Genomic DNA, 9,888 nt, shown 5'->3' on the forward strand with positions numbered 1-9,888 from the left:
CTGGGCAGAGAGGGGGCGTTCTGCATGGGGCAAAGAAAAAGCCCACCGAGGTGGGCTTTTTCTGGGGTGCGGTGCCAGGCACCACACCGGGGGCGCAAAAATTACTTCTTGCCCTTCTTGGCGGGAGCTGCTGCAGGAGCAGGTGCAGCGCCTTCGGCAGGAGCCACTTCGGGCAGCTTGATGGAGATCAGCGAAGGGTTCTTGTTGGCGCCGCGCACCACAGCCTTCACGCCGTTGGGCAGCTTCAGAGCTTGCAGGCCCAGCACGGACTTGGAAGTCAGGGCGCTCAGGTCCACAGTGATGAACTCGGGCAGGTTTGCGGGTTCGCAGATCACTTGCAGCTCGTGCATCAGGGGAGTCACGGTGCAGTTCTCGACCTTCACGGCGGGGGATTCAGCAGCGCCTTCGAAGTGCAGAGGCACGTTCATGTGCAGCTTGGTGTTGGCGTCCACGCGTTGGAAGTCGATGTGTTGCACCAGCTTCTTGTAGGGGTGGAACTGCACGTCGCGCAGCACGACCTTGGTCACTTGACCGTTGATTTCCATGTCCAGGATGCTGGAGTGGAAAGCTTCCTTGTGCACAGCGTGCCACAGGGCGTTGTGATCGATTTCGATCAGTTGGGCTTCACCAGCACCGTAAACGATACCGGGGGTCTTGCCCGAAAGACGCAGACGGCGGCTCGCACCCGTACCTTGCTTGGCGCGCTCAGTAGCGACGAATTGCATAACTAACTCCTTGATGGGCGGACCGCGACCAGTCTCGCCCGATTGATAAAAGAATCTGCACCTTGCAGCAAGGCCGTGGATTCTTGCGGTGGCCTCGAAACAGTCAAACCTCCCGAAGGAGGTTTGCTTGGGCTCGAGGCCGAAAAACCAGATATTTTAAGCGGTAAACAGACTGCTCACCGAATCGCCTGTGGAAATGCGGTGAATTGTTTCGGCAAACAGGCCAGCCACGGACAGCTGGCGAATCTTGCCGCACTGCTGGGCGGCGGGGCTCAGGGGAATGGTGTTGGTCACCACCACTTCGTCCAGCGCGCTGCCGTTGCCGATGCGTTCCAGGGCCGGGCCCGAGAAGATGGGGTGCGAGCAGTAGGCGTAGACGTTCTTGGCGCCGCGCTGCTTGAGCACTTCGGCAGCCTTCACCAGCGTGCCGGCCGTATCGATCATGTCGTCCATGATCACGCAGTTGCGGCCGTCGATATCGCCGATCACATGCATGACTTCGGAGACGTTCGCCTTGGGGCGACGCTTGTCGATGATGGCGAGATCGCAACCCAGTTCCTTGGCCAGGGCGCGAGCACGCACCACACCGCCAACGTCGGGGGAAACGACGATCAGGTCTTCGTAGTTCTTCTGACGCAGGTCACCCAGCAGCACGGGGGTGGCGTAGATGTTGTCCACGGGGATGTCGAAGAAGCCCTGGATCTGGTCGGCGTGCAGGTCCATGGTCAGGACGCGCTCGACGCCCACGGCCTGCAGCATGTTGGCCACGACCTTGGCGGTGATGGGGACGCGGCTGGAGCGGGGGCGGCGATCCTGGCGGGCATAGCCGAAGTAGGGGATCACGGCGCAGATGCGCTCGGCCGATGCACGCTTGAGGGCATCGACCATGACCAGCAGCTCCATCAGGTTGTCGTTGGTCGGGGCGCAGGTGGACTGAACCACGAAAACGTCGCGGGCACGGACGTTCTGCTTGATCTCGACCGCGACTTCCCCATCGGAGAAACGGCCAACGTCGGCAGCACCCAGGGTGGTGCCGAGGTGCTTAACAATCTCTTCGGCCATGCCAGGATTGGCATTGCCCGTGAAGACCATGAAATCAGAGTGATGTGAATGCATTGTGCGTCCCAGTGCTGTGGGTTGCTATGACGCAAGAAGATGTTTGGCAGGGGAAGAAGGATTCGAACCTTCGCATGCCGGAATCAAAATCCGGTGCCTTAACCAACTTGGCGACTCCCCTACACAGGCCTTTTGTCGAAGACAAACAGCCTTATAACTTGTTCTCTGGAATCCAGCTGTGAAGTGGGTGTTCTTCCAGATTTTTGCAAATTCTGATCTGCCAGCTGCCAGGGGCACTGCCCAGATCAATATTTTGCGTTATCGGTGCAAATACTGCACTTCCTGAGCCCGTCATTGTAGCATGCAATTTCTGTGATTCGAGCCATCTTCTGACTTTCTTCACTTCAGGCTGCAGGCCCTCTGCGACGGGCTGCAAGTCGTTTCGGCCAAAACCGAAGTGATTTGCAGCGAAGTCAGAGACTATAGCAGGCTTTGTGTCACGTTTCAGCGACTCGCTGGAAAAAATCCTGGCAGTCTCCAGACCTTGTTCGGGCTTGATCACCACGAACCGCTGCGTGGGCAATGCGTGGCCGCCGGTCAGCGGGGTGATGACTTCACCGATGCCGCTGACCCATGCCGAGCGGCCGCAAAGAAAGAAGGGGACATCGGCGCCGAGTGTCAGGCCGATGCCTTGCAGCTCCTGGCGCGAGAGCTTCAGGTCCCAGAGACGGTTCAGCGCCATCAGCGTGCTGGCTGCATCGGACGATCCGCCGCCCATGCCGGCCTGGGCCGGCAACTGCTTCTCGATGCCAATGTGTACACCCTGGCTGCAGCCCGTGGCCTGCTGCAGGGCACGGGCTGCACGGGTGATTAGATCATCGGCCGGCAGGGCGACGCCGTTGAGGTCCTCACGGCTGATCTGGCTGCTGGCAGTGCGTTCGAAATGCAGCACATCGTGCCAGTCGATGAGCATGAAGACGGACTCCAGCAGGTGATAGCCGTCGGGTCTGCGGCCAGTGATGTGCAAGAAGAGGTTGAGCTTTGCCGGGGCCGGCACGTCATAGAGCGAGTGCATCGCGTGTGTGTGAGTCAAAAAAAAGCGGTGCAGCGATGGTGCCTGGAAGCTGTCGGATCAGCGGGCGTCCTGGTCGAGAACAATGCGCAAGGACGCCTCGGGGGGCGGGTTGATACGGTTGGCACGCAGGCGGCCATCGCCGATGCGGGAAAGATCGGTCTGCCAGCCACTGACGGCCGTATCCCGGCCTTGCAGCCAGTCGAACAGAGCTGCGACGGGAATCTCGCTGCCTGTCATCCGGGTGATGAGTTCCGGTAGCGAGTCGGACTGGATGATCTGATCGCCCTGCTGCAAGGTGGCGCCGGCGCGTGTCCATTGCAGCCTTGCCATGATGGAGCCCAGAGGGTTGAAGACCAGCAAGGTGCCACTTTCGGGTTGACCCTGCAACTCAAAGCCGGCGCTGAAGGATTGTTGCTGAGCATCCTGGACCTGGAGTGCCATGCGGCCGGACCAGTGGTGGCTGGCCGTCGCATCGAGCTGCAGCTGCCGCACGGGCTGGGCGCAGCCGCCAAGCATGGCCGCTCCCAGGGCCAGTCCGAGGGCCGGAAGCATCTTCAAGAAGGTCGGGTGGCACTTCATGGTGTGACTTTGAGGCGTTTGAGGGTCTCCTGCAGCGTGTCATTGCTGCTGTCGGCCTTCAGGCCCTGGCGCCATACGAGCCGGGCGCGGTCCTGCTTGCCAAGTGCCCAGAGGACTTCCCCCAGGTGAGCGGCAATCTCGGCATCCTGTCGCGTGGCATAAGCCTGCTCCAGCAGCTTTTCGGCTTCGTTCAGGTCGCCGCGGCGAAAATTCACCCAGCCCAGGCTGTCGGTGATGAACGGATCGCCGGGCTGCATGTCCAGCGCGGTCTGTATCAGCGTCTGGGCCTCCTCCAGCTTGATATTGCGGTCCGCATAGGAGTAGCCCAATGCGTTGTACGCATGCTTGAAGTCGGGAGCGCGCTTGATGATGTCGCGCAGCAGGCGCTCCATCTCGCTGAAATTCCCGGCTCGTTCGGCCAGCATGGCCGTGTCGTAGGCCAGCTCCACGTCATCGGGGAACTGGCTCAGCAGTTGGGCCTGCAGTGCATAGGCTTCCTTGTTCAGGCCTGCATCGCGCAGCAATTGCACCTCGGCAATCTGCTTGAGGCGCTTCTGGTTGGGGCCGTTGGCCGGAATGGCCTGGATCAGGGCACGCGCCTCCTTGATCTTGCCCTGGCGCACCAGCAGATCGGCGCGGCGGGCCTGCACGCTGAGCAGGTTGGCGGAGTCGGGGATGCGCTGCAGATAGATGTCGGCTTCGTCGTAGCGCTGGCGCTTTTCGGCCAGATCGGCCCTGAGCAGATAGAGCTGGGATTCTCCGGCGGAGCGGCCCACGCCTTGCGGCAGTTTGGGCAGCAGTGCGCTGAACTGGGTCAGCGATGTGTCGGCCGCATCCAACTCGTTGTCCTGCAGTTGCAGATTGGCAAGCATGGCCCAGGCTTCGGCAAACTCGGGCGATTCCCGGGTGATGAGCTGCAACTGGTTCTTGGCATCGGCATTGCGCTTCTGGCCCAGCAGCACGCGGGTATAGGTCAGGCGCAGCTGGGGCGAATGATTCTTTTCAAGATAGCGTTTGACCAGCGGCTCCACTTCGGCGGAGCCCGATTCCAGCAGTTCCATGGCCAGCAGGGCGACAGCTCCCGATTCGGGACTCAGCTTGGCGCCGTTCTGAAGCGCCTGCAAGGCGGCAGGCTTCTGACCGGCGAGCAGGCGCATATGACCTACGGTCGCCCAGGCCACGGGGCCGTTCTGCGGGTCCTTGAAGTCGATTTCCAGCGCTTGCTCGACCACATCGGCGGCCAGAGGCTTGTCCGAGGCATTGTTGTAGAGCTGGGTAATGGCCAGGAAAGTGGCACTGCGATTGGCTTGCGGAGTCAGCTCGACCTCGCGGCGCAGATAGCTGGCGGAGTCTGCGATGCGGTTCATCACCACCAGGATGCGCAGCACGGCACGGTTGGCGGCGCGCGACTCGGGGTAGGCTTCCAGCCAGGCGCGGGCATTGCGCAGGGCCCGGTCTCCCGAGCGGGACTGGACTGCCAGTTCGGTGGCGCGCCGATAGAGCTTTTCGTTGTTGCTGGTGCGCGCCGCTTCCATCATCAGGGCCTGGGCGTCCGTCAGGGCGCCTTCCTGGGCCGCCATCTCCCCCACCAGGATCTCGTAGAACAGCTCGGCAGACAGGGCGGCCTGCTCATTCTCACGTTCTGCGGCCTGCTCGAGATCGGCGCTTTGCTCGATCTTGTCCGGCTGGGCCGGCGGGTCTGCGGGCTGGGCGGATGCGATTGCCGATCCCATGGCCACAACAGCGGCCACGGCGAGTCCCTGAAAACGTAGAGGATGAACCATCAGCTCATAATAATCCAAGCTTGTTGAACACTTGGCGAAGATGAGATTGCATGCCTGAGTTGCCCGAAGTCGAGGTTACGCGCCGCTCTTTTGCAGACCGTATTGCAGGGGCGCAGATTGAATCAGTCACCTTGGGAAAGCCGTTGCGCTGGCCGCTGGGGCTGCTGCCGCAGGCGCTGGTCGGCAGGGGGGTGCTGGGTGTGCGCAGACGCGGCAAGTATCTGTTGCTGGACCTGAGCGAGGGCCTGCTGCTCATGCACCTGGGCATGTCGGGCAGCCTGCGCTTCGTGGGCCTCGACGAAGTGCCGCTGGGCGATGGCGGGCCGCATGATCACTTTGATCTGCAGACATCGCGTGGCCTGCTGCGCCTGCATGATCCACGCCGCTTCGGTGCGGTGATCTATGTGCCGGGAGAGGGCGATGCGCTGGCGCGCAAGCTGCTCGACCATCTGGGCATGGAGCCGCTGAGCGAAGGGTTCACGCTGGCGGCCTTCAGAGCCGGGCTGGCCGCCAGTCGTTCTCCCATCAAGCAGTTGCTGCTCGGCGGAAGCGTGGTCGTCGGTGTCGGCAATATCTATGCCTCCGAGGTGCTGTTTCTCTCGCGCATCCACCCCGCCACCCCCGCACGTGATGTGGGGCCGCGAAAGGTCAGGGCTTTGTATGAGGCCATTCGCGCCGTGCTGGCCCTGGCGGTGGAAAAAGGCGGCACCACCTTGCGCGACTTTTCCGCTGCCAACGGCATGGAGGGGCACTTTCAGCTGCAGGCCCAGGTCTACGGCAGGGAGGGGCAGCCGTGCACGCATTGCGGTGCGGCCATCCGGCTCATGCGGCAGGGGCAGCGCAGTACCTATTACTGCGCACGCTGTCAGAAAGCCCCGAAATTCTCCGAATTTGATAGCTAATACCTTAGATAAAGCATACGTTCAGCCTTGTTTTGACGTCACAATTCCAGGCTGCCGCCTGCTCTGGCTCGAAGGCACCGAAATGTCCTGGGATGGGCGCTGTTCGGGAGGGTGGTGCAAGGGGCGTCTTGGCGGGAAAGATCGGGCCGGCCCCTGGAAGCGCCGTAGATGCCGTCAAGGGGCAATGCTATATATTGATCGGGCGGTCGGCTCTGTCTGAACCGCCGACTCAGACAAACAAGAGGGGTAGATGTGTCCGCTTCATTCAACGAGCAGTTCGGTCAGTATGGCGCGTGGCGACGGGGCTTTGCCAGCCAGCTGCAGGAGTTGCGTGAATGGTTGATTGCACAGGATCTGCTCGATGCCTCTGTCCAGGAGCGTCTGCAGAGACTGGAGGAGCAGATGCGCTCGGACAAGGTCATGGTGGCCTTTGTGGCCGAGTTTTCGCGCGGCAAGTCCGAACTGATCAATGCCGTTTTCTTTGCCCATTACGGCCGCCGGCTGATGCCGGCCAGTGCAGGCCGCACCACCATGTGTCCGGCGGAACTGGGGTGGGAGCCGGAGCTGCCGCCCTGCCTGCGTCTGCTGCCCATCGATACCAGAGAGTCGCCGGAAAGCCTGGGCCAGTGGCGCATGCGCGCCGATGCCTGGGTGCAGCACCCGCTGGATATCGCCAATGCGCAGCAGATTGCGGACACCCTGGCCAAGGTGGCCGAGGTGCGCAAGGTCTCCATCGACCAGGCCAGGGCCTGGGGCTTCTGGCATGACGACGAGACTGCCGACAACCCCATGGTCGATGCCGACGGCTGGGTCGAAGTGCCCATGTGGCGTCATGCCCTGATCAATATGCCTCACCCTCTGCTCAAGCAGGGGCTGGTGATTCTCGACACCCCCGGGCTGAATGCCGTGGGAGCCGAACCGGAGCTGACGGTCAATCTGATACCTCAGGCGCATGCCGTGGTCTTTGTGCTGGGCGCCGATACCGGCGTGACCAAGTCCGATCTGGCCATCTGGCGTGACCATGTGCTGCCGGCAGGAGCAGGCAAGGTCGGGGACGACGAAGCGCTGGCTGCGTCGCGTCTGGTGGTGCTCAACAAGGTGGATACGCTGTGGGACAGCCTGAGCTCCGGTGCCCAGGTGCAGGCTCAGCTGCGCCGCCAGCAGCAGGACTCGGCCCAGTTGCTGGGGGTGGCGCTGGAGCGCGTGCTGCCCGTCTCGGCGCAGAAAGGGCTGGTGGCCAAGGTGGGGCACAACGACAGCCTGCTTCAGGCCAGCGGCCTGCCCGCCTTCGAGGACCTGCTGGCCAACGGCATCATGGGGCAGCGTCAGAAAGTGCTGCAGACCGCCATGCGCACCAACGTGCAGCAGTTGCAGTCGCAGGTGGAGCGCGTCATCAACATGCGCCGCGGCGATCTCGACGACCAGCTGGCGGAACTCTGCGGTCTGCGCGGCAAGAATGCGACGGTGATTGCCAGCATGCGGGCCCGCATCGAGGCCGAGCACCAGGAGTTCGACCAGAGCGCCAGCCGCATCCAGGCCATGCGAAACATCCACATGCGCATGCTCAAGGAGCTTTTCCAGCTTCTGAGCTCGAGCACCTTGAAGGCAGAGCTGTCGGAGCTGAAGCAGACCCTGGATCAGCGTGGCCTCAAGCTGGGGCTGCGCAGTGTCTACGAGCAGACCTTCGAGCGTCTGCGTGCCGTCGCGGCCAGGGCGCAGGTCCAGGCCGATGAGGTCCAGGCCATGATGAGCGCTTCGTTCAAGGAACTCAATGCCGAATTCGGATTCTCCCTGCAGGCTCCGCCGCAGCTGGTGCTGTCCGAGTTCAGGGATGACTTGCGCGGCATCGAGGGCAGTTACACCCAGTATCTGGGGCTGAGCCGTGCCCTCAGGCTCGGCAGTGCCGATTTTTCGCAGCGCCTGATCAAGGCGCTGGCGCTGCGTCTGCGCACGGTGTTCGAGGCGGCATCGAACGACGTGGAAATGTGGAGCAAATCCCTGACCGCGCCGGTCGATGCACAATTGCGCGAACGTAAACGCAGTTACACGCGCCGCCTGGAAGCGGTGGACCGCATCAGCGGCGCTGCCACGGAGCTGGAAGAGCGCATTACCGACATGGAGAGCGCACAAGCCCGCCTCGCAGCGCTGCAGTCACAGCTGACCAGCGTATCGGCGCAGTTGCTGGATCCGCTCGAGGCCGTGCGGTCTCCAGTCGCCTCCATGCCGCTGGACATCAACCTGGTAGCCTGAAATCTTGACTCTCCCTTCGATTGCCACCGCCGTCGTGCAGTGGCAGGCCAGTCATGGCCGCAATCATCTGCCCTGGCAGCAGACCCGTGATCCTTACCGCGTCTGGCTGTCCGAAATCATGCTGCAGCAGACCCAGGTCAGTACCGTGCTGGGCTACTACCAGCGTTTTCTGGATGCCTTTCCCAATGTGGCCAGCCTGGCTGCCGCCCCTCAGGATGCCGTGCTGGCGCTGTGGAGCGGCCTGGGCTACTACAGCCGTGCGCGCAATCTGCACAAATGCGCGCAGACCGTGATGGAGCAGTGGGGCGGGGCCTTTCCGCAAACGGCCGAAGAGCTGGCGACCCTGTCGGGCATTGGCCGTTCCACGGCCGGTGCCATTTCATCGTTCTGCTTTTCAGAGCGGGTGCCGATTCTGGATGCCAATGTGCGCCGTGTTCTCACACGGGTGCTGGCGTTTGATGCGGATCTGGCGCAGTCTAGAAATGAAAAGCAGCTGTGGGAGTATGCCCAGCAACTGTGCCCGACCGAGAATCTGCACGAAGCCATGCCGCGCTACACCCAGGGCATGATGGATCTGGGCGCCAGCGTCTGCACATCGCGCAAGCCCACGTGCCTGGTGTGCCCCTTGCATTCCGAATGTCGGGCGGCCCGCGCCGGCAACCCGGAGAACTATCCTGTGCGCACGCGCAAGATCAAGCGCAGCTCCGAGTCCTGGTGGCTGCTGCTGGCGGTGGATGCGCAGCGCCGCGTATGGCTGCAAAAGCGTCCGCAAGCCGGTATCTGGGCCGGGCTTTACAGCCCACCGGTCTTTGAAGACTATGCGGCACTGCAAAGCCATGCGCAGGCCGCCTGGTCCCAGGACGGGACCCGGGGCTGGCAGGATCTTCCAGGCTTTCTGCATGTGCTGACCCACAAGGACCTGCACCTGCATCCGGTTCTGGTGCCCGTCGATCAGGCCCATGCCGCCCTGGTGTCAGAGGCCGATGAATCTTGCTGGGCGGATGCAGCGGCATGGGCCGAGCTGGGTCTGCCGGCCCCGATCCGCAAGCTGCTCGACGCCGAGCTGGCCTGAGCGTCTGCCGCATGAATGAAAAAAGGTGACGGCCGGCGTCACCTTTTTTCATGGCTGCAGATTTCAGAAGCGCAATCGGGGCATCAGCATGGAGCAGCGCAGCCCCATCAAGGCCAGCCACAGGGCCCTGGCCTGCGGGTTGCTGCGCTGCGCCTGCAATTGCCGGCCGGCGGCCACCACCTGCTGGCGCAGGACTTGCTGTGCCCTGCGGTCGCCTTGGCTCTGTGCGCTCAGCCAGAGTTGCTGGTATTGCTGCACGCTGAGCTGGCAAGGTTCGCCGAGCAGATGGCGCGACGAAACGTTCAGCAAGGCCTGAGCCTGTGGGGTGTGTCGTGACTGGTTCATGCAGCCTCCTCTTGTTTCGAAGACTTGTCCGGCACGTCGCTCTCGCTGCGTCCAAACGCGTACCAGTCCACATGGCGGGTGCAGATCATGACCAGGGCCA

General features: G+C 62.6%; 9 protein-coding genes and 1 tRNA gene. 3 read left to right on the top strand and 7 right to left on the bottom strand.

From position 1 onward, the window contains the following. Window positions 1-101: 101 nt before the first annotated feature. The 6 genes from E2583_RS16930 to E2583_RS16955 form a co-directional block, all read right to left on the bottom strand. On the bottom strand, window positions 102-725 hold the full coding sequence (locus tag E2583_RS16930; RefSeq protein WP_291597384.1) for a 50S ribosomal protein L25/general stress protein Ctc: 624 nt from the start codon (window positions 723-725) through the stop codon (window positions 102-104). A 156-nt stretch (window positions 726-881) separates the two neighbouring features. Continuing rightward, a complete protein-coding gene (locus E2583_RS16935) occupies window positions 882-1,841 on the bottom strand; it encodes a ribose-phosphate pyrophosphokinase (RefSeq protein WP_003058452.1) in 960 nt (319 codons plus the stop codon). A gap of 44 nt (window positions 1,842-1,885) precedes the next feature. Then, a tRNA-Gln gene (locus E2583_RS16940) sits at window positions 1,886-1,962 on the bottom strand. A gap of 30 nt (window positions 1,963-1,992) precedes the next feature. Next, window positions 1,993-2,856, bottom strand: coding sequence for a 4-(cytidine 5'-diphospho)-2-C-methyl-D-erythritol kinase (ispE, locus tag E2583_RS16945; RefSeq protein WP_291597391.1), 864 nt, complete (start codon window positions 2,854-2,856; stop codon window positions 1,993-1,995). A 57-nt stretch (window positions 2,857-2,913) separates the two neighbouring features. Further along, a complete protein-coding gene (locus E2583_RS16950) occupies window positions 2,914-3,435 on the bottom strand; it encodes a lipoprotein insertase outer membrane protein LolB (RefSeq protein WP_291597385.1) in 522 nt (173 codons plus the stop codon). Further along, on the bottom strand, window positions 3,432-5,219 hold the full coding sequence (locus tag E2583_RS16955) for a tetratricopeptide repeat protein (protein ID WP_291597386.1): 1,788 nt from the start codon (window positions 5,217-5,219) through the stop codon (window positions 3,432-3,434). Before E2583_RS16955 ends, E2583_RS16950 begins: the two co-directional genes overlap by 4 nt. Before the next feature lie 50 nt (window positions 5,220-5,269). Here E2583_RS16955 and mutM point away from each other — a divergent pair, with 50 nt between their 5' ends. From mutM to mutY, 3 genes are all read left to right on the top strand, one after another. Further along, window positions 5,270-6,121: a bifunctional DNA-formamidopyrimidine glycosylase/DNA-(apurinic or apyrimidinic site) lyase gene (mutM, locus tag E2583_RS16960; RefSeq protein ID WP_291597387.1), complete on the top strand. Its 852-nt coding sequence runs from the start codon at window positions 5,270-5,272 to the stop codon at window positions 6,119-6,121. 252 nt (window positions 6,122-6,373) lie between these two features. Then, window positions 6,374-8,371, top strand: coding sequence for a dynamin family protein (locus E2583_RS16965; protein ID WP_291597388.1), 1,998 nt, complete (start codon window positions 6,374-6,376; stop codon window positions 8,369-8,371). Window positions 8,372-8,375: 4 nt separating this feature from the next. Continuing rightward, a complete protein-coding gene (gene mutY / locus E2583_RS16970; RefSeq protein ID WP_291597389.1) occupies window positions 8,376-9,443 on the top strand; it encodes an A/G-specific adenine glycosylase in 1,068 nt (355 codons plus the stop codon). A gap of 63 nt (window positions 9,444-9,506) precedes the next feature. Here mutY and E2583_RS16975 read toward each other — a convergent pair whose 3' ends face one another. Further along, a complete protein-coding gene (locus tag E2583_RS16975; RefSeq protein WP_291597390.1) occupies window positions 9,507-9,788 on the bottom strand; it encodes a hypothetical protein in 282 nt (93 codons plus the stop codon). Between the last annotated feature and the right edge of the window lie 100 nt (window positions 9,789-9,888).

Origin of the sequence: Comamonas sp. (assembly GCF_009360615.1) — a bacterium.
Taxonomy (GTDB): Bacteria; Pseudomonadota; Gammaproteobacteria; order Burkholderiales; family Burkholderiaceae_C; genus Comamonas.